The organism is Streptomyces sp. NPDC004658 (assembly GCF_040609555.1).
GTDB lineage: Bacteria > Actinomycetota > Actinomycetes > Streptomycetales > Streptomycetaceae > Streptomyces.
In genome coordinates, this window is record NZ_JBEXKG010000015.1 from 38,543 (window position 1) to 61,345 (window position 22,803).

At 73.4% G+C, this 22,803-nt stretch carries 17 protein-coding genes; 4 read left to right on the top strand and 13 right to left on the bottom strand.

The window, feature by feature from the left end; genetic code table 11:
* Positions 1–38: 38 nt before the first annotated feature.
* The 3 genes from ABZV94_RS08685 to ABZV94_RS08695 all read right to left on the bottom strand — a co-directional run bounded on the left by ABZV94_RS08685 (position 39) and on the right by ABZV94_RS08695 (position 6,486).
* Entirely contained in the window at positions 39–4,130 is a 4,092-nt protein-coding gene (locus tag ABZV94_RS08685; protein ID WP_356338624.1) for a trypsin-like peptidase domain-containing protein, read from the bottom strand.
* Between the two features lie 43 nt (positions 4,131–4,173).
* A complete protein-coding gene (locus tag ABZV94_RS08690; RefSeq protein ID WP_356338626.1) occupies positions 4,174–4,491 on the bottom strand; it encodes a CU044_2847 family protein in 318 nt (105 codons plus the stop codon).
* A gap of 123 nt (positions 4,492–4,614) precedes the next feature.
* A complete protein-coding gene (locus tag ABZV94_RS08695; protein WP_356338629.1) occupies positions 4,615–6,486 on the bottom strand; it encodes a glycoside hydrolase family 3 protein in 1,872 nt (623 codons plus the stop codon).
* A gap of 198 nt (positions 6,487–6,684) precedes the next feature.
* Between ABZV94_RS08695 and ABZV94_RS08700 the strand changes: the two genes are divergently transcribed.
* On the top strand, positions 6,685–7,278 hold the full coding sequence (locus ABZV94_RS08700) for an alpha/beta hydrolase (RefSeq protein WP_356338630.1): 594 nt from the start codon (positions 6,685–6,687) through the stop codon (positions 7,276–7,278).
* On the opposite strand, the gene ABZV94_RS08705 is transcribed toward ABZV94_RS08700, so the two are convergent.
* The 5 genes from ABZV94_RS08705 to ABZV94_RS08725 form a co-directional block, all read right to left on the bottom strand.
* Complete coding sequence (locus ABZV94_RS08705; protein ID WP_356338632.1) at positions 7,253–8,494, bottom strand: MFS transporter; 1,242 nt, start codon at positions 8,492–8,494, stop codon at positions 7,253–7,255. The two genes, ABZV94_RS08700 and ABZV94_RS08705, sit on opposite strands and share 26 nt — an antisense overlap.
* A gap of 137 nt (positions 8,495–8,631) precedes the next feature.
* Positions 8,632–9,432, bottom strand: a complete 801-nt coding sequence (locus ABZV94_RS08710) for a sugar phosphate isomerase/epimerase family protein (protein WP_356338635.1) — start codon at positions 9,430–9,432, stop codon at positions 8,632–8,634.
* 172 nt (positions 9,433–9,604) lie between these two features.
* Positions 9,605–10,531 carry a bifunctional helix-turn-helix transcriptional regulator/GNAT family N-acetyltransferase gene (locus ABZV94_RS08715; protein WP_356338637.1) on the bottom strand — a complete coding sequence of 309 codons (927 nt, stop codon included), beginning with the start codon at positions 10,529–10,531 and terminating at the stop codon, positions 9,605–9,607.
* 76 nt (positions 10,532–10,607) lie between these two features.
* On the bottom strand, positions 10,608–11,204 hold the full coding sequence (locus ABZV94_RS08720; RefSeq protein WP_356338639.1) for a dihydrofolate reductase family protein: 597 nt from the start codon (positions 11,202–11,204) through the stop codon (positions 10,608–10,610).
* 603 nt (positions 11,205–11,807) lie between these two features.
* Entirely contained in the window at positions 11,808–12,854 is a 1,047-nt protein-coding gene (locus ABZV94_RS08725) for a LacI family DNA-binding transcriptional regulator (protein WP_356338641.1), read from the bottom strand.
* Between the two features lie 234 nt (positions 12,855–13,088).
* On the opposite strand from ABZV94_RS08725, the gene ABZV94_RS08730 reads away from it, so the two are divergent.
* Genes ABZV94_RS08730 through ABZV94_RS08740 form a run of 3 tightly spaced genes read left to right on the top strand, consistent with a single transcriptional unit; the run spans position 13,089 to position 16,242 of the window.
* Positions 13,089–14,240: a Gfo/Idh/MocA family oxidoreductase gene (locus ABZV94_RS08730; RefSeq protein ID WP_356338644.1), complete on the top strand. Its 1,152-nt coding sequence runs from the start codon at positions 13,089–13,091 to the stop codon at positions 14,238–14,240.
* Positions 14,237–15,388, top strand: coding sequence for a dihydrodipicolinate synthase family protein (locus ABZV94_RS08735; RefSeq protein WP_356338646.1), 1,152 nt, complete (start codon positions 14,237–14,239; stop codon positions 15,386–15,388). The genes ABZV94_RS08730 and ABZV94_RS08735 overlap by 4 nt, the downstream gene beginning before the upstream one ends.
* Positions 15,385–16,242, top strand: a complete 858-nt coding sequence (locus ABZV94_RS08740) for a sugar phosphate isomerase/epimerase family protein (protein ID WP_356338648.1) — start codon at positions 15,385–15,387, stop codon at positions 16,240–16,242. Before ABZV94_RS08735 ends, ABZV94_RS08740 begins: the two co-directional genes overlap by 4 nt.
* Positions 16,243–16,407: 165 nt before the next feature.
* On the opposite strand, the gene rbsD is transcribed toward ABZV94_RS08740, so the two are convergent.
* From rbsD to ABZV94_RS08765, 5 genes are all read right to left on the bottom strand, one after another.
* Positions 16,408–16,797: a D-ribose pyranase gene (gene rbsD, locus ABZV94_RS08745; RefSeq protein ID WP_356338650.1), complete on the bottom strand. Its 390-nt coding sequence runs from the start codon at positions 16,795–16,797 to the stop codon at positions 16,408–16,410.
* Positions 16,794–17,696: a ribokinase gene (locus ABZV94_RS08750; protein WP_356338653.1), complete on the bottom strand. Its 903-nt coding sequence runs from the start codon at positions 17,694–17,696 to the stop codon at positions 16,794–16,796. Before ABZV94_RS08750 ends, rbsD begins: the two co-directional genes overlap by 4 nt.
* A gap of 78 nt (positions 17,697–17,774) precedes the next feature.
* On the bottom strand, positions 17,775–19,721 hold the full coding sequence (locus ABZV94_RS08755) for a substrate-binding domain-containing protein (protein WP_356338655.1): 1,947 nt from the start codon (positions 19,719–19,721) through the stop codon (positions 17,775–17,777).
* Entirely contained in the window at positions 19,711–21,267 is a 1,557-nt protein-coding gene (locus tag ABZV94_RS08760) for a sugar ABC transporter ATP-binding protein (protein WP_356338657.1), read from the bottom strand. Before ABZV94_RS08760 ends, ABZV94_RS08755 begins: the two co-directional genes overlap by 11 nt.
* Positions 21,264–22,322, bottom strand: coding sequence for a LacI family DNA-binding transcriptional regulator (locus ABZV94_RS08765; protein ID WP_356338659.1), 1,059 nt, complete (start codon positions 22,320–22,322; stop codon positions 21,264–21,266). The genes ABZV94_RS08760 and ABZV94_RS08765 overlap by 4 nt, the downstream gene beginning before the upstream one ends.
* Positions 22,323–22,803: the final 481 nt, after the last annotated feature.

Below are 22,803 nucleotides of genomic sequence, written 5' to 3' on the forward strand. Positions count from 1 at the left end.
CGGGGGAAGGACTGGCGGCGGGCCGATGCGGCCCGCCGTCAGCGCGAAGGGCAGACGGGGCCGACCGACTGGCCCGGCAGGTACGAGGTGCGCTCCTGCGGCGTGAGATCCCGGGCGACGGCACGGCAGATCTTGCGGACCGCCGCGTCGGGCCGGGGAAGACCGACCTTCCACAGCCGCGCGGTGAAGTCGACGCTCCCTGTGGCAAGGGTGTGACCGCGAGGGCTGAACGCCACGTCGGTCACCGTGTAGGTGTGTCCGGTCAGCGTGAAGAGGGCCCTGCCGGAGCCGCTGTCCCACAGCCGTGCCGTGTGGTCGCTGCTGCCCGTGGCAAGGGTCCTGCCATCGGGGCTGAAGGCCACGGCATAGATCTCCTGCGTGTGTCCGAGCAGGGTGGTACGGGTCTGGCCGGTCCTGGGGTCCCAGAGCCGGGCCGTCCGGTCGCCGCTGCCGGTGGCGAGCGTCTTGCCGTCGGGGCTGAACGCCACCGAGTTGATCCGGCCGTTGTGTCCCCGCAGGATCCGGCGGAGCCGGCCCGTCCGCGCCTCCCACAGCCGGACGGTGTAGTCGTAGCCGCCGGTGGCGAGGGTCGTGCCGTCCGGGCTGTACGCGACGGCGAGCACGTCATCCGTGTGGCCCCTCAGAGTGCGGCGCAGCCCGCCCGTGGCGCCGTCCCAGAGCCGCACGGTCCGATCGGCGCTGCCGGTGGCGAGCGTCCTGCCGTCCGGGCTGAAGGCCACCGCGTCCACCGAGTCCTCGTGCCCCCGAAGGGTGTGCAGGCGGGCGCCGGTCGCCACGTCCCAGAGCCCCGCGGTGCCGTCGAAGCTGCCGGTGGCGAGGACCTTGCCGTCCGGTCTGAACGCCACCGAACCGACCGTCGTGGCGTGTCCCCGCAGGGGCGGCCGGGCCTTGCCGGTGGCCACGTCCCACAGCCGGGCGGTCGCGTCGACGCTGCCCGTGGCCAACGTGCCGCCGTCGGGAGCGAACGCCACCGACGTCAGCGAGTCGGTGTGACCGGTCAGCGTGGTCCCGCTCCGCTCGGCGGACACGTTCCACAGCCGTACGGTGTGGTCCCGGCCGGCGCTGGCGAGCGTCCTGCCGTCCGGGGCGAACGCTGTCCCGAGCACATGGTCGCTGTGGCCCGACAGGGAGGAGACCGTCGCGCCGGTGCTCACGTCCCACAGCTTGACGTCGTAGTCCCCCAGGTAGCTCGTGCCGCCGGTCGCGAGGGTTCTGCCGTCGGGGCTGAAGGTCACCGAATCGGTGTCGGTGGACAGTTCCGTGCGAGCCGTGCGGGTGGCCACGTCCCAGACCAGGACGGTGGAGTCGGTGCCGCCGGTGGCGAGGTGCCGGCCGTCACGGCTGAACGCCACCGACGTGACAGGCGCGGTGTGCCGCTTCAGGACGTGGGGTGCCCCGCCGGCGGTCGTGTTCCACAGCCGCACGGTCTGATCGGCGCTGCCGGTGGCGAGCGTCCCGCCGTCCGGGCTGAACGCCACCGAGGTGACCAGGTCGGTGTGTCCCCGCAGCACGTCACCCGCCTTGTGGGCGACCAGGTCCCACAACTGCACGGTGTCCTCGCGGGCGGTGGCGAGCGTCCTGCCGTCCGGGCTGAACGCCACGGACGCCACCGCGCCGTCGTGTCCCCCCAGCCTGGCCCGGGGCTCGCCGGTGGCCACGTCCCACAGCCACGTCGTTCCGTCGCGTCCGGTGGTCGCCAGCGTCGCGCCGTCGGGACTGAACGCCACGGCGTAGACCTGGTCGGTGTGTCCCTTCAGGACGTGGCGTGTCCGGCCGGTGGCCGGGTCCCACAGCCGTGCCGTGCGGTCGTAGCCGCCGGTGGCGAGGGTCCTGCCGTCCGGGCTGTACGCGACGGCGGCCACCGCTTCGGTGTGACCGGACAGGCGTCGCTGCAGGGGGAGCGAGGCGGCGGTGCGAAGGCTCTGGAGCGCCTCGGCCGTGGGGCTGGTGCGGTAGGCCTGGATGGCCAGGAGCGAGGCCAGTTCGGCGTTCGTCCCGCGGATGGTGTCGGACTGGGCGGCCAACTGCCGTGACAGCGCCGCCTGCCGCTCCTCGACCGCCGTTCGCCGCTGCCAGAACGCCACCGCGCCGGCCAGCAGCGCCAGCACCAGCAGCGTCGCCAGCACGGTGATGACGCGTGTGCGGCGCCGGGCCGCCGCCTCCTGGTGGTGGCGGCTCGCGGTGAGGTACGCGGCGATGTCGTCCGGCAGTCCCCACCGCCCCGACCACTTGATGCCGTCCGCCAGCGCCGTGCCGGCGAGAAGGTCGCCGGGGTCGTGCTTCTCGGACCAGCGCCGCTGTCTCTCCCGGGTGCGCTCCAGCCACTCGTGGAAGGCGCGGTCCCAGTCGAGCCATGTCCGCAGGGAGTCCCAGTCGCGGATCAGGGCGTCGTGGATGAGTTCCGCCACCGGTACGCCCGGAGGGGCGTCGGGCCGGTCGTGTTCGGGGAGGGTCTGCGTGGTGATGATGCGGTGACGGGCGAGGGAGGCGATGACCGCGTCCACTTCGCCGTCGGGCACGTTGCCCGGCCCGGCCCCCAGGTCGCGCAGTTCGTCCAGCGGAACCTGCGCGCGGACGGCCGGGATACGCCGGTCCGGGTCGGCGGGACGCACCAGCGAGGTGAGGACGCTTCTCGCGATCTCCTCCTGGCGGGGCGACATCTCGTCCAGCGCTCTCTCGCACCACGTCGTCAGACTGCCGCCGACCGCCCCGATGTTCCGGTAGGCGTCATGGGTGAGGTACCCGTCCTGCCGCCGGTCCCACAGTTGCTCCAGCGTCAGCTCCAGCAGCGGCAGTACGGTGGCCGGCGCCTGCCTCGCGGTGGCGGTCCCGGGGCTCGTGGCGAGGACGTCGGCGATGAGCTGCTCCGGCAGTCCCGGCTGGAAACGCAGCCCCACGTCGTCGGCGGGCAGGGTGATGATGGCGCGCAGGTCGTCCTCGCTCAAGGTGCCCGGCACGTTGAGCAGTCCCGGCATCGCCGCTTTCAGCACCTTCGGCGTCTGCGCGGCCAGTTGGTGATAGAAGTCGTCCCGCATGACCAGGATCACGCTGACCGGGGCGTGCGAGCCGGCCAGCGCGGCGAGTTCCGCGGCGACGGCCGTGGGCGGCCGTCGCGGGTCCTCGGAGGACTCGGTGAGGAACTCCTCGAACTGGTCGACGACCAGCAGGACCCGCTCGGCGGCCGGTTCGGCCGCGAGTCTGCGCCGGACCGCCGCCACGATCCCGTCGCGGGCGGCACCCGGCAGCCCGGCCCTCTCGATCTCGGCCGCCAGGTCCCGCCGCGGCCGGGCCAGCACCGGCAGCCACCGGTCACTCCCCGGCACCGCCCCCTCCGCCAACGCCGGCAGCACACCCGCCTGGATCAGCGACGACTTGCCCGAGCCGGACGGCCCCAGGAGCAGGGTCAGGCGGCGCCCGCCCGCCAGGTTCGCCAGTACCTGCCGTACGGCCTCGCCCCGTCCCTGGAACCAGTGCGCGTGCTCGGCCGTGAACGGCTCCAGGCCCCGGTACGGGCACACCTGCTGGGCGGTCAGCCCGGGGCGGATCCCGCGCAGGACCTCGGTCGGGGTGGCGTAGGCGATGTTCTGTCCGCGCGCGACCGGGTCGGGCGCCGTGATCTCGGTGACCATGCCGATGACGAGGCCGGTCCTCAGGTCGAGGACGGGGCCGCCGCTGAAGCCGGTGGTGATGTCGTTGGCCTCGGTCAGTTGGAGGAGCGCGCCCCTGTTCGCGGTGGCCGGCAGCAGGTCGCCCGCCCGGCCGTAGCCGGAGTGCCCGGCCGGCGGTGCCTGCGCCGGGAACCCGTACGACCGGATCTTGTGGCCCGCGCACCCCTCCGCGGAGCCCAGCGGCAGGACTCTCGTGCCGGGTGGCGCGGCCTCCAGGCGTACGAAGGCGACGTCGTCGTTCCCGGGCGCGCGCCAGCCTTCGACGCGCCCCTCCAGCCCGTGGGTGCCCAGCACGTTCGGGAACGTCAGCAGCACCGGTTCCTCGGGCCCCGCCCCGGCGGCCCGTACGACGTGTGCGCAGGTGACGAGGACGTCTTCGGCGACCAGGAAACCCGTCCCGGTCACGCTCCCGTCCGGCGCGAGCAGTTGGGCCACTGCCATCGGAAGGAGTGAGGGCAGGCCCGCGTCCGGTCTCCCGCCGGTGCTAGCCACGCGCGTCCTGCCAGGACATCGTCACCTGGAGGTGGCAGGTGGCCCGGCCCTTGGTGATCACCGCACCGGCCTCGACCGCGAGGTCCACCCCGAACTCGACGGTGATCCCGTCGGGGCGGGCCTTGCGCAGCTGGTCCAGGGCGGTCTGGGCCGCCTGGGTGACCGGTTCCAGCGCCTCCTGAAGGGTCCGCGGCGCCTCGTGCAGGAACTCCCCGACGCGCCCGGCCTTCACCGGTCCCTCCAGGCCGGCCGGTGCCTCGACCAGGAGGAAGCCCCCGCCCTCCAGGGGGATCCGGGTCAGGACTGTCACGGCGCCTCCTCCGTCGCGCGGGGGCGTCGGCTCCCCGTCCCGGCCAGGATCGGTCATCCCTGGCATATGCCGCAGCCGGAAGGGGGCCGTACGGAGGAGACGCCGGACGGTGCGCGGGTGCCTCTAATAGGTCAGGCCGTGGCCGATCGGGTAGAGCACCCGCGTCGGGTCGTCCGCCCGCTGCACCGGCACCGGCAGCCTGCCGCGCGGTGCCACCCGGCCCGCGATCACCCGGGCCGCCGCGCGCAGTTCGACGTCCGTCCAGCAGTACGTGGCCAGGCAGGCCCGGACGGCGGGGAGGTGGGCGATGTCGTACGGGTTGCGGACGGCCACCGCGACCACCGGCCGGCCCGTGGCCAGCAGGCGGTCCACCAGGGTGCGCTGGGTGCTGGACGCCGTCACGTTGTACGTGGCGACGATCACCGCGTCCGCGTCCCTCGCGGCGGTGACCGCCTGGTCGATGGCCGTGGCGGACGGCGCGGTGCCGGTGGACAGGGCCGTGGCGGTGAAGCCCAGTTCGGTGAGGGCGGCGGCGAGCACGCCGGTGGGCGGGCCGGTGGTGCCGGACGGGGAGGCCGGGTCGGCGCCGACGACCAGGAGCCTGCGCTGCGTGCGGCGGTCGAGGGGCAGGGCGGCGTCCTCGTTGACCAGCAGGGTGGTGGTGCGTTCGGCGATGCGGTCGGCCGTGGCCAGGTGGGCCTTGGTGCCCACCGTGCGGTCGACGCCCGCCGGGTCGGCCCAGGGGTGGTCGAAGAGTCCGCGCCGGGCCTTCAGGCGCAGGATGCGCAGGATCGATTCGTCGAGGCGGGCCTCGGTCAGCTCGCCCTCCCGTACGGCCTTCAGCACCGCGTTCCAGGCCACCTCCAACGACGGCGGGTTGAGCAGCTGGTCCACGCCGGCCTTGAGGGCGAGCACCGGCACCCGGTCGTCGCCGTACTTGGTGCGCACGCCCTGCATGCCGAGCGAGTCGGTGATCACGACACCGTCGTAGCCGAGTTCCTCGCGCAGGATGCCGGTGAGGATCGGGCGGGAGAGGGTCGCCGGGTCGCCGGAGTCGTCCAGGGCCGGGAACTGGATGTGCGCGGTCATGATCGAGTCGATGCCCGCCCGGATCGCGGCCCGGAAGGGTACGGCGTCCAGCTCCTCCCACAGTTCGCGGCTGTGGGTGATGACCGGGAAGCCGTAGTGGCTGTCGACGGCGGTGTCCCCGTGGCCCGGGAAGTGCTTGGCGGTCGCGGCGACCCCCGCGGCCTGATAGCCCCTCACCTCGGCGGCGACCAGCCCGGCCACGGCCTCCGGGTCGGCGCCGAAGGAGCGGACGCCGATGACCGGGTTGGCCGGGTTGACGTTGACGTCGGCGTCGGGGGAGTAGTCCTGGTTGACGCCCATCGCGCGCAGCTCGGCGCCGGAGATCCGGCCGAGGGCGCGGGCGTCGGAGCGGGAGCCGCCCGCGCCGATCGCCATGGCACCCGGGAACAGGGTGGCGGGCTTGCCGATCCGGCACACCGCGCCGTGCTCCTGGTCGGTGGCGATGAGCACCGGCAGGCCGCGCGGCTGGTCCAGGGAGGCCCGCTGGATGCCGTTGGACAGCTCGGCGATCTGGTGCGGGTCGCGGGTGTTGTGCGCCCAGGCGAAGTAGATGATGCCGCCGACCCGGTACTCGGCGATCAGCTCGGCGGCGGTGCGGACGCCGATCTCCTGGAGGTTGGCGTCGATGTCGGCCTGGTCGGGGGCGGTGGCGGAGTGGCCGTAGACCCGCATCACGAAGAGCTGGCCGACCTTCTCCTGAAGTGTCATGCCGGAGATCAGGGCGCGCAGCCGCCGGTCGTCCGGGGTGGCGGCGTGGGCGGTCGTCGGTACGGTCAGCGCGGCGGTGAGGCCGGCGGTCGCGGCGAGGACGGCGCGTCGGGACGGCCGTGCCCTGGACCCGCCCGCGCCTGCGGAGCTCTCCGTGCCTCCCGTGCCGGTGCCGCTTCCCGTGCTGGTGTGGTGCACGTGCGCTCCTTCCCGAGGAGAACCGCTGAAGGAAACTTCCGAGGAGTCACCAATATCCGGGAAGTTTCTTTCCGTCAAGGGAATGCACAGTAACCACGAAGGGCCGGCCGGCCGCGCATTGGCGGGGCGCGTCCGGGCGTTCCCCGGCTTCCACGAGATCGCTGGACCGGTGGGCGCCGGCCGTGGAGGATCACCCGCATGACCACACGCGCGTACCTGATCCTGCACGGCTGGCAGAACCACCGCCCGCCGGAGCACTGGCAGCACTGGCTCGCCGGCCGGCTCACCGCCCTCGGCCACCGGGTCGGCTACCCGCAGCTGCCCGACGCCGACGACCCCGACCTGGACGTCTGGCTCGGCGAACTCGCCCGCCACCTGGAGGAGTTGAACGGACCCGAGGAGCGGGTCGTGGTGGCCCACAGCCTGTCCGCCGTGCTGTGGCTGCACGCCGCCGCCCGGGGCATGAAGCAGCAGCGGTACGCGGACCGGGTACTGCTCGTCTCCCCGCCTTCCGGTCCCGTCCTCGCCCGGCACCCGGAGGTGGCCGCCTTCGCCCCGCCCGCGCTCGACTTCACGCTGCCCGGGCCGACGCGGCTGGTCGCGGGCGACGACGACCCGTACTGCCCCGGGGGCGCGGACACCGTCTTCGCCGAGCCGCTCGGCATCCCCGCCGACGTCCTGCCCGGTGCCGCCCACCTCGACCTGGACGCCGGGTACGGCTCCTGGCCGGCGGTCCTGGACTGGTGCGTCGACGGCACCGCACCGCTCACGGTGCGTCCGGCACCGCGCTAGCCCCGTCCCGCAGTTCCGGCGTGGCCGTCGCGACCGCCGCCACCGCCAGCACGCACAGCAGGCCGCCGCTGATCAGCGCGGTCGTGCCCGAGGTCCAGCCGGCGAGCAGACCGCCGCGCGCGTTGCCGAGGCTGGGACCCGCCTGGCCGACGATCTGCTCGGCCGCCGTCACCCGGCCGAGCAGCGCGTCCGGGGTGCGGGTCTGCACGATCGTGGAGCGCGAGACCACGGCCGTGGCATCCGCCGCACCGGCCAGCGCGAGCAGGGCCAGGCCCAGCCAGGGGTTGCCGGCCAGGCCGAACAGCACCAGGGCCGCGCCCCAGGTGGCGGACGCGCACAGCATCACCGGTCCCGGCCGGGCGAGCCGGGTCAGCGGCCCGGACAGCGCGGTCGCGGCGACCCCGCCCACCGCCAGCGCCGACAGGAACAGGCCGAGGGTGCGCGGATCGTCCCCGAACCGCTCGGCGTTCACCAGCGGGAACAGGCTCACCGGGAACGACAGCACGGTGGCGGCGAGGTCGGTGATCAGCGCCCCCCGCACCACCCGGTGCCCGGCGAGGAAGCGCAGCCCGTCCAGCACCCCGTGCAGCCCGGCCCGCGACGGCTCGCCCTGCGGCGGCAGCGCCGGCAGCCCGAGGGCGCCGTAGAAGGCGAGGCCGAAGCTGAGGGCGTCCAGCAGATAGCAGACACCGATGCCGAACCAGCCCAGCAGCAGCCCGGCCAGGGCGGGGCCGAGCAGCATCATCGACTGACCGGTCACCTGCTGGAGCGCCAGCCCGGCGGCCACCTGCTCCTTGGGCAGCAGCCGCGGCACGAACACCCCGGCGGCCGGGGCGCCCAGCGCGCCGAAGCCCGACTGCACGGCGACGAGCAGCAGGACGACCGCCGGCGGCACGTGCCCGGTGAAGCCCTGCACGGCGAGCAGCAGCGAGCAGGCCGCCTGGCCGACGGTCGCCGTGAGGTAGACCCGGCGCCGGTCGGCCCGGTCCACCCACGCCCCGGCGAACAGCCCGAACACCACCAGCGGCAGCGCCTGGGCCAGCCCCACGGCACCGGTCCACGCGGTGCTGCGGGTCTGGTCCCAGACCTGGTACATGACCGTCACCATGGTCATGAACCCGCCCAGCACGGACACGGTCCGTCCGATCAGCAGCCGCCGGAAGACGGGTGAGGTGCGCAGGGGGCGTACGTCGACGAGCGAGCGGGTGAGGCTCATGAGCGGAGGCGGGCGCACGGCCCCGGTGGCTGGATCACCGGGGGAGGGTAACCGGGCGCCGACGCCCCGGCCAGCGAATTTCGCGCGGGCGGCGGCTGCGCGCGGGGCGGACCGGCCGGGGGCCAGGTCTGTCCGGGCTAGGCCGCTTCGCCCAGCATCCTCAGCAGGTGCTCGCGGCCGGCGCCGAGCAGGTCCGCAAGCGGCGCCGCCCCCTCGTACCAGCGCTTCTCGTACTCCCAGCACAGCCAGCCGTCCCAGTGGTGCCGGGACAGCACGTCCACGCACTCGGTGAGCGGCAGCACTCCGGTGCCGAGCGGCAGCGGGGTGGTGTCCTCGGCGGAGGCGATGTCCTTGACCTGGACGTAGCCCAGGTGCGGTGCGAGGGCCGCGTAGGTGTCCGACGGCTGCTCACCGCCCAGCCAGGTGTGCATCACGTCCCACAGCGCGCCCACCTGCCGGTGCCCGACCGGGCCGAGGATGCGGATCGCGTCGGCGCCGGTGCGGTGCGAGTCGTGCGTCTCCAGCAGGATCCGGACACCCAGGGCGGCGGCGTCCTCGGCCGCGGTGCCGAGCCGCCGGGCGGCGATCGCGTCCGACTCCTCGCGGGGCCGGTCCGGGGCGGCGCCGGGGAAGACACGGACGAAGGGCGCGCCCAGGTCGTGGGCCAGCCGCAGAAGGTCCCGGATCTCCGCGAGGACGGGCGCGTCCTCGCCCGGGGCCGCGACACGCGCGTACCCGGCGAGGCCGAGCAACTCGACCCCCGCGTCCCGGAACAGGGCCGCGGTCTCGGCGCGCTGGGCGGGAGCCAGGCCCGGGTGCACCGGCTCCTCGGGATGGGCGCGCACCTCGACACCGTGGTAGCCGTGCGCGGTCGCGAGCGCGAGGACCTCCGGGACGGGCAGGCCGGGGACACCGAGAGTGGAGAACGCCAGCTTCATGGGCAGGGACCCTACTCGCCCCGCCCGCCGCATGCTCGATCCACACAGCGCGAGCCGCCGGTCACGGCCCACCGGACGGCCCGGGAGGCGGTGCGCCAGTGGCAGGGCGCGGGGTCGGCCTGGCCGGGGCAGGGCCGGCGGAGGCGGTGGGCATGTTCGGGGGGCCTGCGTGTCACTCGGCCGGCCCCCGCAGCGTCAGCCGCCAGTCCTGGCCGACCAGGTCCTTGCCGAAGGAGCGGTGGGGCCGCTCGGCGGCCAGGACGAAACCGTGCCGCTGGTAGAGGCGGCGGGCGCTGTCGAGCACCTCGTTGGTCCACAGCACCAGGTCCCGGTAGCCGGCCCCCCGGGCGAAGTCGATCACCGCCCGTACCAGCCGGTCGCCGATGCCGTGCCCGCGCGCCTCGGGCTCCACGAGCAGCAGCCGCAGCCGCGCGGTGCCGGGCGCGTCGTCCCGTACGCACATCACACAGCCCACGGGCCGCCCGGCCAGCTCGGCGATCCACACCCGCTCCAGATGCGGATCGTGATCCTCCGCGTAGTCGGCGACGATCCGGGCGACGAGCCCCTCGTACTCGGCGTTCCACCCGTACTCGGCCGCGTACAGGGCGCCGTTGCGCTGCACGATCCAGCCCAGTTCCCCGGCCAGCGGCTCCCGCAGCACCACCTCCGAGGCCCGCTTCTCCCCACTCAGGATGTCGCGGATGGTCCGCATGGCCTCGGCCAGCCGGACCCGGTCCGCCGGCGCGACGCCGTCGAGCAGTTCCCCGACGGACTCGCGGGCCCGCTCGTCCAGCAGTGCGGCGGTCTCGCGCCCGCGCGCGGTCAGCGTGACACGGCGCCGCCGCGGATCGTCCTGCGAGGGCTCCCGCCCGATCAGCCCGCTCTCCTCGAAGCGGTTCAGGATCCGGCTCAGGTACCCGGCGTCGAGTCCCAGCCCGGCGCGCAGGTCGGCCGCGTCCAGGTAGGGGGCGTGCGCGAGTTCGTACAGCACGCGGGCCTCGGTCAGGGTGTACGGGGCGTACAGGTGGCGCTCGTAGTCGAGGGCGCCGATCACCCCCGTGTAGAAGCGGTTGAACGCGCGGACGTCCTGGACGGTCATGATCGCCCCCGGATGCTTGACCCAGTCAGAGATCCTCTGCCCCGAGCCTAGGCCGCCCGCGCCGCGCCGTCCACGCCTACGCCCGTCCGGCCGGCCGGTACACGTTCACCTGCGCCCCGGTCTTCGCGGTGGCCGACGACACCAGCTCCCAGCTGCGCAGCCCCCCGTCGGCCGGGAAGATCGACTTCCCGCCGCCGAGCAGCACGGGCATGACGACGAGCTGCAACTCGTCCACGAGCCCCGCCGCGATCAGCGCGCGTACCAGGGTGGGGCTGCCCATCATCGCCAGGTCCCCGCCCTCGGCGGCCCGCAGCTCCCGCACCTTGTCCAGGGCCTGGGCCCCGGGGATGCGCACGGTGTTCTCCCAGCTCAGCTCGTCCTCGCCGAGCGTGTCGGACACGACGTACTTCTTCATGGAGTTCAGCCGGTCGGCGAACGGGTCCCCCGCCCGTTCCGGCCACGCGGCGGCCATCGTCAGATACGTCCGCCGCCCGTACAGCAGCGCCTCGGCCTTCTCCAGCCCCGCGGCGAAGGCCCCGCCCACGACCTCCGGGTCGAAGAACGGATGCGACCACCCGCCGTGCGCGAACCCCCCGTCGGTGTCCTCCTCGGGTCCGCCCGGGGCCTGGACGACTCCGTCAAGACTGATGAACTCGGTGACGACGACACGCATGTGTCCGCTCCTCGGCAAGGGTCCGTTGCTTACGACGATGAAGACGCCCGGCACCTCGGAAACTCATCGGTGCCGACCGGAAAAACGGCGGCCCGGCCAACCCTAGGGGGCGCGGGCCGTACAGATGTCCACCTCCGCCGCGCGGACACGACGCACTCGACCACCGCGCACCCACACCTGGTGCACGACCCCAACCCCCACCCGGGCAACCTCCGCACCCGGCGCACAACCACAACCCCACCTCGGGGCCGCCCCGGCAACCCCCGCACCCGCACCTGGCGCACGACGACACGCCCCACCCCGACGCCGCCCCGCACCCGCAGCCGGCGCACGACCGCAACCTCACTCGCAAGGCCGCCCCCACGACATGCCGCACCCGCAGCCGGTGCACGACGCCGCCCCCACGACATCCCGCACCCGCAGCCGGCGTACGACCCCGACCCCCACCCCGGGGCCGCCCTGGTAACCCCCGCACCCGCAGCCGGTGCACAACCACAACCCCCACCCCGACGCCGCCCCGGGCAACACCCCGCACCCCCCCGCGGAACCCCGGAGGACCCCCGCACTTTCACCCCCGCGGAACCCCGGAGGACCCCCGCACCCTCACCCCCGCGGAACCCCGGAGGACCCCCGCACCATCAACTCCCCCCGCGCCGAGGCGATCCCCCCGGGCGGCGGCTCCTCCCGGCCCATCGCGATGCGCCCGGCCCGTGCTCCCGCCTCCGCCAGCGGCAACCGGACCGTGGTGAGAGAGGGCACCGCGTCGATGCTGAACGGCAGGTCGTCGAAGCCGGCCACCGAGACGTCCGCGGGGATCCGCAGCCCGGACTCCCGCAGCGCGGCGCAGGCGCCGAGGGCGACCGAGTCGTTCGCGGCCACGATCGCCGTCAGCGAGGGGTCGCGGCGCAGCAGCTCCAGTGTGGCCTCGTAGCCGGACCGGCGGTCGTAGCGGCCGTGGACCGTCCAGCGCGGGTCCTCCTCGATGCCCGCCGCTTCGAGGGCCGCCCGGTGGCCCTCCAGGCGGTGCCGGGTGGTCGTGCGTTCCTCGGGGCCGGCGATGTAGCCGAGCCGGCGGTGGCCGAGGCCGATGAGGTGGTCGGTGAGCGCGCGGGCGCCGCCGCGGTTGTCGAAGGTCAGCGCGACGGCCTCGGTGTCCGGTGCCGGCGGACGCCCGCACAGCACCACCCGGGTGCCGGCGTCCGCCAGCCTCCGCAGCTTCGCCGCGACGGCCGCCGCGTGCGGGGCGTCCTCCACGGCCCCGCCGGTCAGTACGACGGCGGCGGCCCGCTGCCGCTGGAGCAGGGTGAGATACGTCAGCTCGCGCTCGGGGGAGCCGCCCGTGTTGCAGACGACGGCGAGGCGTTCACCGCCCGCGCGCCCGCCCGGCCCCCCGATCTCGCCCTGGATCGCGCTCGCCATGATGCCGAAGAACGGGTCGGCGATGTCGTTGACGAGGATGCCGACCAGGTCGGAGGTGGCCGCGGCGAGCGCGCTGGCGGGACCGTTGAGGACGTAGTCCAGCTCGTCCACCGCCCGCAGCACCCGCTCGCGGGTGGACGCGGCGACCGGGTAGTTGCCGTTCAGCACGCGCGACACCGTCGCGGGGGAGACCTGGGCGCGGGCCGCCACGTCCGCCAGGGTCACCGTCATCTCGTCGTCCTCCGGTCACGCGTCGTCTGGTACGCCCTCGTAGACAGCCGGGCATCCGTCCTGGTTCCGAGCAGACCTTACGGCCGCGACCCCCCGTTGTTCGCCCCCTCGAACAACTCGAAGCGGACACGGTCTTGTACAGACCAGGTCCGCAGGCTAGCTTCTCCATGTAGAAAGCGCTTGCTATCCGATGGTCCGAATCGCTTGCTCCACCGGCCCGCGAAGGGGATTCACGTGACACGCAAGACGGTGCGTATCGCCATGAACGGCGTGACCGGGCGCATGGGCTACCGCCAACACCTCGTCCGGTCGATCCTCGCCCTGCGCGACCAGGGCGGCCTCGACCTCGGCGACGGCACCGTGCTCTGGCCCGAACCGATCCTGCTCGGCCGCCGCGAGCACGCCCTGCGGGAGATCGCCGAGCGGCACGGCCTGGGGCAGGTCTCCACCGACCTGGACGCCGTCCTCGCCGACCCGTCCGTCGACATCTACTTCGACTCCCAGGTCACCTCCGCCCGCGAGGAGGCCCTCACCAAGGCGATCGCGGCCGGAAAGCACGTCTACACCGAGAAGCCCACCGCCACCGGCTTCGACGGCGCCCTCGCCCTCGCCCGCCTCGCCCACCACAAGGGCGTCAAGCACGGCGTCGTCCAGGACAAGATCTTCCTGCCGGGCCTGCTGAAGCTGAAGCGCCTCGTCGACGGCGGCTTCTTCGGCCGGATCCTCTCCGTGCGCGGCGAGTTCGGCTACTGGGTCTTCGAGGGCGACTGGCAGCCCGCCCAGCGCCCCTCCTGGAACTACCGCGCCGAGGACGGCGGCGGCATCGTGGTCGACATGTTCCCGCACTGGGAATACGTCCTGCACGAGCTGTTCGGCCGCGTCACCTCCGTCCAGGCCCTCGCGGCCACCCACATCCCCCAGCGCTGGGACGAGGACGGCAAGCCCTACGACGCCACCGCCGACGACGCCGCCTACGGCATCTTCGAGCTGGAGGGCGGTGCCGTCGCCCAGATCAACTCCTCCTGGGCGGTCCGCGTCCACCGCGACGAACTGGTCGAGTTCCAGGTCGACGGCACCGAGGGCTCGGCCGTCGCCGGCCTGCGCGGGTGCCGCGTCCAGCACCGCAGCGCCACCCCGAAGCCGGTCTGGAACCCGGACGTCCCCGCCACCGAGGTCTTCCGCGACCAGTGGCAGGAGGTCCCCGACAACGCCGCGTTCGACAACGGCTTCAAGGCCCAGTGGGAGCTGTTCCTCAAGCACGTCTACGCCGACGCCCCCTACCGCTGGGACCTGCTGGCCGGCGCCCGAGGCGTGCAACTCGCCGAACTGGGCCTGAAGTCCTCCGCCGAGGGCCGCCGCATCGACGTACCGGAGATCTCCCTGTGACCGTCCGACTCCCCGCTGCCGACGGCAGCCTGCGCGCGTACGAGCCGCGCACCGCACCCCTCGCCCTCGCCCCCGGCACCCCCTTCACCTCCCGGACGGTCTTCTCGGCGGCCCATGTCGTCGCCGACCCCTTCGCCGACGTCCCGCCCGACGCGCCCGCCGCCGTCGACTGGGACGCCACCCTCGCCTTCCGCCGCCACCTGTGGTCCCACGGGCTCGGTGTCGCCGAGGCGATGGACACCGCACAGCGCGGCATGGGCCTGGACTGGGCGGGCGCCGCCGAACTGATCCGGCGCGGCGCGGCGGAGGCGCGCTCGGTCGGCGGCCGTATCGCCTGCGGTGCCGGCACGGACCAGCTCGCCGGGGGCGGCCCCGCGGAGATCCGGGCCGCGTACGAGGAGCAGCTCGCGGTCGTGGAGGAGGCCGGCGCCCAGGCCGTCCTCATGGCGTCCCGGGCGCTGGCCGCGACGGCGAAGGGCCCCGAGGACTATCTGGAGGTCTACGGCCACCTCCTGCGCCAGGCCGCCGAACCGGTGATCCTGCACTGGCTCGGCCCGATGTTCGACCCGGCCCTGGAGGGCTACTGGGGCTCGTCCGACCTGGACGCGGCCACCGGCACCTTCCTGGAGGTGATCGCCGCCCACCCCGACAAGGTCGACGGTGTCAAGATCTCCCTGCTGGACGCGCGGCGGGAGGTCGACCTCAGACGGCGGCTGCCGCAGGGCGTGCGCTGCTACACCGGCGACGACTTCCACTACCCCGAGCTGATCGCGGGCGACGACCAGGGCTTCAGCCACGCCCTGCTCGGCGTCTTCGACCCGCTGGGCCCGCTCGCGGCCGAGGCGGTACGCGTCCTGGACACGGGCGACGTCCAGGCGTTCCGCGAACTCCTCGACCCGACGGTGGAGTTGTCCCGGCACCTGTTCCAGCCGCCCACCCGCTTCTACAAGACGGGAGTGGTGTTCCTCGCCTGGCTCGCCGGACACCAGAGCCACTTCACCATGGTCGGCGGACTCCAGTCGGCCCGCTCCCTCCCGCACCTCGCCCGCGCCTACGAACTCGCCGACGGCCTCGGCCTGTTCCCGGATCCCCGGCTCGCGGAGGAACGGATGAAGACCCTTCTGTCGCTGTACGGGGTGAACCAGTGAGCACGGCGGAACTCGCGCGCTTCTCCGTCAACCAGATGACGGTCAGACAGCTGTCCCTGCCCGAACTGGTCGACGCCTGCGTCGCGCTGGGCATCCCCGGTGTCGGCCTGTGGCGCGAACCGGTGCGGCGGTACGGCGTGGAGGCCGCGGCCAAGCTGGTCGAGGACGCGGGGCTGACGGTGACGACACTGTGCCGGGGCGGCTTCCTCACCGCGACCGACCCCGTCGAGCGGGCCGAGGCGCTGGGCGACAACCACGCGGCGATCGACGAGGCCGCCGCCCTCGGCACCGACACACTGGTCCTGGTCTCCGGCGGGCTCCCCGCCGGCAGCAAGGACCTGCGCGGCGCCCGCGAGCGCATCGCCGACGCCCTGGCCGTCCTCGCCCCCTACGCGGCCGAACGCGGCGTACGCCTCGCCATCGAGCCGCTGCACCCCATGTACGCGTCCGACCGCTGTGTGGTCTCCACCCTCACCCAGGCCCTGGACCTCGCCGAACGCTTCCCCGCGCACCAGGTCGGGGTGGCCGTGGACACCTACCACGTCTGGTGGGACGACCAGGCCCCCGCCCAGATCGCCCGCGCGGGCGCGGCGGGCCGCATCCACACCTTCCAGGTCGCCGACTGGACCACCCCCCTGCCCGAGGGCGTCCTCAACGGGCGCGGCCAGATCGGCGACGGAGCGGTCGACCTGCGGGAGTGGAGGAGCCGCGTGGAGGCCGCCGGGTACACCGGCCCCATCGAGGTCGAGCTGTTCAACGAGCGGCTGTGGGCGCGCGACGGGCGTGAGGTGCTGGCGGAGACGACCGAGCGGTTCCTGGAGCACGTGATCCGCCAGCTCACCCGCGCGGAGTAATTTCAGAAGCGGGTGCAACCATTCCGTCGCCCGCCGTGTCGTACCTGTCGTCGGAACCACGGGGGACCCCGGGGGGGGATCGGGTTCCGGCGAGGGAGGGGAAACGCCGAGGGGGCGTCCCGGGCCTGTGGGCCGGGGAGGCCCCCTCGCTACGTGCCGGCCGCGCTAGAAGAACACCCCGCAGCGCAGCAGGACGTTCGCGTACGGCCGGGCCTCGCCGGTGCGGACGATCAGCCGGGCCCCGGCCGACAACTCCTTGAGCCGCTCGTGCGGGACGAGGGCCAGGTCCGGGAAGCGGGCGTCGAGCAGCCCGGCCGCCTCTGGATTGGCCGCCCGCACCTCCCGCGCCGCCGTGGCGCCCTCCACCACCAGCTCGGCCAGCAGTCCGTCCAGCACCTCGGCGAAGGACGGCACACCGGCGCGGAAGGCCAGGTCCACCACCCGGGGCCCGTCGGGTATCGGCATGCCCGCGTCGCAGACCAGCACCCCGTGCCCGTGGCCCAGTTCGGCCAGGGCGCCGGAGAGATGACGGTTGAGGATCCCCGCCTTCTTCACAGCGCCTCGACCTCCTCCGCCGTCGGGTACGACTCCTGCGCGCCCCGCCGGGTCACGGCCGCCGCGCCGACCCGGGCCGCGTAGGCCGCCGCGTCCGCCAGCTCCGCACCGGCCCCCAGCCTCCAGGCCAGCGCGGCCGTGAACGCGTCCCCGGCGCCCGTGGTGTCCACCGCGTCCACCGCCACCGACGGCACCCGGGTCACCCCCGAGCCGTCGGCCACCAGCGCACCCTCCGCGCCCAGCGTCACCACGACCGAGCGGGGACCCTCGGCCAGCAGCCGCCGGGCCCAGTCCTCGGGGTCGTCGCTCGCACCGGCGTCCCCGAGGACGACCCGCGCCTCGTGCTCGTTGAGGATCAGCGGGTCGCACGCCGCCAGCACCTGTGCGGGCAGCCGGCGCGGCGGCGACGGGTTCAGCACGAAGCGCGTGCCCGGCGCCAGGGTCCGTACGACCTCCACGACCGTCTCCAGCGGGATCTCCAGCTGCGCCGACACCACCCGGGAGGCGCGCAGCACGCCCGCCGCCGCCCGGACGTCCGCCGGCAGCAGGCGGGAGTTGGCGCCCGGCGACACCACGATGCTGTTGTCACCGGACGGGTCGACGGTGATCAGCGCGACGCCCGTCGGGGCCCCGCCCTCCAGCACGCCCACGGTGTCGACCCCGGCCGCGCGCAGGGAGTCGAGCAGCAGCCGGCCGTGGCCGTCGTCGCCGACCCGCGCGAGCAGGGCCGTGGTGGCACCGAGCCGGGCAGCGGCGACCGCCTGGTTGGCGCCCTTGCCGCCCGGGTGCACGGCCAGATCGCCGCCGAGCACCGTCTCGCCGGCGGCCGGCCGCCGCTCGACGCCGATCACCAGGTCGGCGTTGGCCGATCCCACGACCAGAAGGTCGTAGTCGTACATCAGTTGACTCCCCTGAGAGATGACGCCAGGCGGGCGGCCCCGGAAGTGCCCGGGGCCGCCCGCCCGAGTCGCCTGTTGTCAGCCGGTGAAGCCGGCCACGTTGTCCTTCGTGACCACCTTCACCGGCACCTTCACCGTCGGGTCCACCTTGTCGCCCCTGACCGCCTTGAGGGCGTTGTCCACGGCGATCTTCCCCAGCTGCGAGGGCTGCTGGGCGACGGACGCGTACAGCGTGCCGTTCTTGACCGCGCTCAGACCGTCCGGGGTGCCGTCGAAGCCGACCACCTGCACGGACCTGCCGGCCTTGGAGCCGAGCGCCTTGATCGCGCCCAGGGCCATCTCGTCGTTGGCGGCGATGACGCCCTGCACGTCCGGGTGGGCCTGGAGCAGATTCGACATCACGTCGAGGCCCTTGGTGCGGTCGAAGTCGGCCGGCTGCTGCGCCAGCACCTGGATGCCCGGGTAGGCCTTGAGGCCCTGGGCGAACCCGGCCGCCCGCTCCCGGGCCGCCGACGTGCCCGCCTGGCCCTGGAGAATGACGATCTTGCCCTTGCCGCCCAGCTTCTCGGCGATGGTCTTCGCGGCCAGCTCACCGCCGGCGACGTTGTCGGAGGCCACCAGCGTGTCCACGGACGCGTGGTTGACACCGCGGTCCACGGCGATGACCGGGATCTTCGCCTTGTCGGCGGCCTTCACGGAGTTGCTCGCCGCGTCCGAGTCCACCGGGTTGACGATGATCGCGCCCAGGCCCGAACTGGTGAAGTTCTGGAGCTGGTTGGCCTGCTGCGAGGCGTCGTTCTGGGCGTCGGTGACGGTCAGGTCCACGCCCAGCTTCTTCGCCTCGGCCTGGGCACCCGACCGGATCTGCACGAAGAAGGGGTTGTTGAGCGTCGACAGGGACAGACCCATCTTCGGGGTCGTCGACGAGGAGCCGCCGTGCAGGAACGAGGTCGCGCCGACGACAGCGACGGTGACCACGGCGGCGAGCGCGTACGTCACCGCCTGCTTGCCCTTCGGCCCGCCCGTGCCGGCGGCCACCGGGGTCGCCCCGGCCTTGCGGCGCACGGTGTCCAGCAGCACCGCCAGCGCGATCACGACACCGATCACGACCTGCTGCCAGAACGCGGAGACGGACAGCAGGTTCAGGCCGTTGCGGAGCACCGCCAGGATCAGCGCGCCGATCAGCGTGCCGGACGCCTTGCCGGTGCCGCCCGCCAGCGAGGCGCCGCCGATGACGACCGCCGCGATGGCGTCCAGCTCGTAACCGTCGGCGGCCTGCGGCTGCGCCGAGGACAGTCGGGAGGCCAGCACGATGCCCGCCGCCGCGGCGAACAGCCCGGACAGGGCGTAGATCGCCAGCTTCTGCCGCTTCACCCTGAGACCGGACAGCCGCGCGGCCTCCTCGTTGCCACCGATCGCGTACATGGACCGGCCGATGTACGTCCGCCCCAGCACGAACGCGGCGATCAGCCCCATCACCACCATGACCAGCACCGGCACCGGCAGCCAGCCGCCGAGGGTGTCCCCGAGGTGGGAGACCGAGTCCGGGAAGGCGATGGGGGAGCCCTGCGAGATCACCAGGGCGAGACCGCGGCCCACCGACAGCATGGCCAGCGTCGCGATGAACGGCGGCAGCTTGCCGTAGGCGATGAGGAAACCGTTCACCAGACCGGCGGCGATACCGGTGGCGACCGCCATCAGCACCGCGAGCACCACCGGCACCCCGTGGGAGGTGGCGCTCCAGGCCAGCACGGTCGCCGACAGCGCGGCCACCGATCCGACCGACAGGTCGATGCCCGCCGACACGATCACGAAGGTCACACCGAAGGCGAGGATCGCCGTCACGGCCGCCTGGACGCCGATGTTGAGCAGGTTGTCCGTCGTCAGGAAGTCGCCGGACAGCGCCGACAGGGCGATCACCAGGACGATCAGCGCGGTGAGCGCGCCGTTGTCGAGGAGCAGCCGGCGCAGGCCGCCCGGGGCGCCACTCGCGCCCGCCGGCCTCTTGAGCGTGTCAGTGGCCACGGGTGGCCTCCTTGTCGGTGGTGGGGGTGGAGCCGGTGGCGGAGTCCGAGCCGGCGGTCGGGGTGGAGACGGCGAGCGCCATGACGGCGTCCTGGGTGGCCTCGTCGGCCGGGAGTTCACCGGCGATCCGGCCCTGGGCCATGACCAGCACCCGGTCGCTCATGCCGAGCACCTCCGGCAGATCGCTGGAGATCATCAGCACGGCGGCACCGGCGGCCGTCAGCTCGTTGATCAGCTGGTAGATCTCGACCTTGGCGCCGACGTCGATACCGCGCGTCGGCTCGTCCAGGATCAGCACCTTGGTGTCGGCCAGCAGCCACTTGCCGATGACGACCTTCTGCTGGTTGCCGCCGGACAGGGTCCGCACGTGCTGCCCGAGGCCCGCCATGCGCACGCCCAGCTGCCCGGCGATCCGCTCGGCGGCGGCGTACTGCGCCTTGCGGTCCACCAGCCCGGCCCGGGTGGCCGACCGCAGGGTCACCAGTCCCAGGTTCTCCGCGACGGAGGCGTCCAGCACCAGCCCCTGCCCCTTGCGGTCCTCCGGCACGAGTCCGATCCCGGCCGCCATCGCGGCGTTCACGTCGTGCCGCTTCAGCTCGGCACCGGAGACCCGCACGACCCCGTGGTCGTACGGATCGGCGCCGAACACCGCGCGGACGACCTCCGTACGGCCGGCTCCCACGAGCCCCGCGATGCCGACGACCTCGCCGGCGTGCACCTCGAAGCTCACGTCGTGGAAGACCCCGTCGCGGCCCAGCCCCTCGACGGACAGCAGCGCGGCGCCCTTCTCCGGCCGCTGACGCGGGTACTGCTGCTCGATGGAGCGCCCCACCATCAGCCGTACAAGCTCGTCCTCGGGCGTCGAGGCGGGCACCTGCCCGACACTGCGCCCGTCCCGGATGACGGTCACCCGGTCTCCCAGGGCGGCGATCTCCTCCAGGTGGTGGGTGATGAAGACGACGCCCACGCCGTCCTCGCGCAGCGACCGCACGATGGCGAAGAGCTTCTCCACCTCCTCCGAGGTGAGCACGGCGGTCGGCTCGTCCATGATGAGCACGCGCGCGTCCAGGCTGAGCGCCTTGGCGATCTCGACCATCTGCAGCCGCGCGATGCCGAGTTCCCGCACCCGCGCGCGGGGCGAGACGTCGACCCCGACACGCTCCAGCAGCGTCGCGGCCTCGGCCTCCATCCGCTTCCGGTCGATCATCCCCAGCCGGCGCGGCTGGCGCCCCAGGAAGATGTTCTCGGCGACGGTGAGGTCCGGCACCAGGTTGAACTCTTGGTAGATGGTGGCGATCCCGAGGCGCTCGGAGTCCTGCGCACCATGGATGCGCACCTCCTCACCGCCTACGAGGATCCGGCCGGCATCGGGGGTGTAGGCACCGGAGAGCATCTTGATGAGGGTGCTCTTTCCGGCGCCGTTCTCACCGAGCAGTACATGGACCTCGCCCCGGCGCAGGTCGAAGTCGACGCCGTCGAGCGCGACCACGCCGGGGAAGGTCTTGCGTATGCCCTCGATGCGCAGCAACTCGTCCGGGTTGCTCACGACGTGCTCCTTTGCACTGGGGAGGGGGACTGCGTGGGGGGTGCGGGGGTCTGGGAGGGCACGAGCGCCTCTCCGCAGGAGCGGCGTACGACGAGCCGCGCGGGCAGGGTGACGGAGCGCGGGGTGCGCCCCTCGATCCGGTCGACCAGGGCCCGTACGGCGGCCCGCCCCAGCTCACCGGTCGGCTGGGCGATGGCGGTGACCGGCGGATCGGTGTGCACGAACCACGGGATGTCGTCGAACGCGGCCAGCGCGATGTCGTCGGGCACGCGCAGCCCCCGCGCGCGTACGGCGTCCAGCGCGCCCAGCGCCATCAGGTTGTCGGCGGCGAAGACGACCTCGGGCGGCTCCGGCAGGTCGAGGAACCCCTCGGTGACCCGCCGCCCGCTCTCGGCCTGGAAGTCGCCCTGCCCGGTGTAGGCGTCCGGCAGCGGGAGCCCGTGCTCGGCGAGCGCGGCCCGGAACGCCTCCACGCGCTCACTGCCCGTGGTGGTGGCGGCGGGCCCGGCGATGATCGCCAGCCGCCGGTGCCCGAGCCGGCACAGATGGGCGACGAGGTCCCGTACGGCGGCCTGCCCGTCCGCGCGGACCACCGGCACGTCCACGCCGGGGATCCACCGGTCGACGAACACCATGGGCGTCCCCGCCCGTGCGGCGTCGAGCATGAGGGGCGAGCCGCCGTCGGTGGGGGAGACGAGCAGCCCGTCGATCCGCCGGTCGAGCAGATTCCGCACGTGGTGGTCCTGGAGCTCGGGCCGCTCGTCGGCATTCCCGATGATCACGCTGTAGCCGAGCGCGCGGGCCTCTTCCTCGACGGAACGGGCCAGCTCGGTGAAGTAGGGATTGAGCACGTCGCTGATGACCAGCCCGAGGGTGTGGGTCTGATCCGTCCGCAGGGACCGGGCGACGGCGTTGGGCCGGTATCCCAGGGCGTCCACGGCCCCCATCACCCGCGCCCGCGCGTCGGCACTGACGGACGGATGCCCGTTCAGCACGCGCGACACGGTGGCCACGGACACACCCGCCGCGGCGGCCACGTCCTTGATGCTCGCCATCGCCGGCCCCACCTCCTCGTGGACTCATGGAATCGATTACATCCCTGCCGTAGGGAGGATTGGAATCGATTACACGGGTGGGAGGCAAGGGTCCAGGGGTGGCCGAGACCCAATCGTGACCGGGGCGCGGAGGGGGGCCGTCCGGCGGGCGCGGCCGGCGTCGGCCGCCGTGCGGGGGCGGGCCGTACGGGCGGGCCACCGGAATGGAAGGGTTCTCAGAATACAAACGACTCGACTCACAAACCCGCGACTGAAAAGCGAATGACACAAATGAAAAAACGCACTTACAACGTTTCCTCCGCGCCATGTTCACTCATTTGCCGCGCATCTGGAGGAGTGGGGGCGGCGTTAGCTCGAATATGACGACAGCAAGGTTCCATGGCTTGCCTCACCGCGACGCGAGGAAAGACAGTCTGTCTGCGGGCCGTGTCGTGACGGCGGGAAAGTATATTTACACACCTGGTGTTGCGCGCTCGCTCGA

Excerpts from the sequence above, each read along its gene's own strand:
- ABZV94_RS08685 (WP_356338624.1), bottom strand. The coding sequence starts at position 4,130 with ATGGCAGTGGCCCAACTGCTCGCGCCGGACGGGAGCGTGACCGGGACG.
- ABZV94_RS08700 (WP_356338630.1), top strand. The coding sequence starts at position 6,685 with ATGACCACACGCGCGTACCTGATCCTGCACGGCTGGCAGAACCACCGC.
- ABZV94_RS08705 (WP_356338632.1), bottom strand. The coding sequence starts at position 8,494 with ATGAGCCTCACCCGCTCGCTCGTCGACGTACGCCCCCTGCGCACCTCA.
- ABZV94_RS08710 (WP_356338635.1), bottom strand. The coding sequence starts at position 9,432 with ATGAAGCTGGCGTTCTCCACTCTCGGTGTCCCCGGCCTGCCCGTCCCG.
- ABZV94_RS08715 (WP_356338637.1), bottom strand. The coding sequence starts at position 10,531 with ATGACCGTCCAGGACGTCCGCGCGTTCAACCGCTTCTACACGGGGGTG.
- ABZV94_RS08720 (WP_356338639.1), bottom strand. The coding sequence starts at position 11,204 with ATGCGTGTCGTCGTCACCGAGTTCATCAGTCTTGACGGAGTCGTCCAG.
- ABZV94_RS08725 (WP_356338641.1), bottom strand. The coding sequence starts at position 12,854 with ATGACGGTGACCCTGGCGGACGTGGCGGCCCGCGCCCAGGTCTCCCCC.
- ABZV94_RS08750 (WP_356338653.1), bottom strand. The coding sequence starts at position 17,696 with ATGTACGACTACGACCTTCTGGTCGTGGGATCGGCCAACGCCGACCTG.
- ABZV94_RS08765 (WP_356338659.1), bottom strand. The coding sequence starts at position 22,322 with ATGGCGAGCATCAAGGACGTGGCCGCCGCGGCGGGTGTGTCCGTGGCC.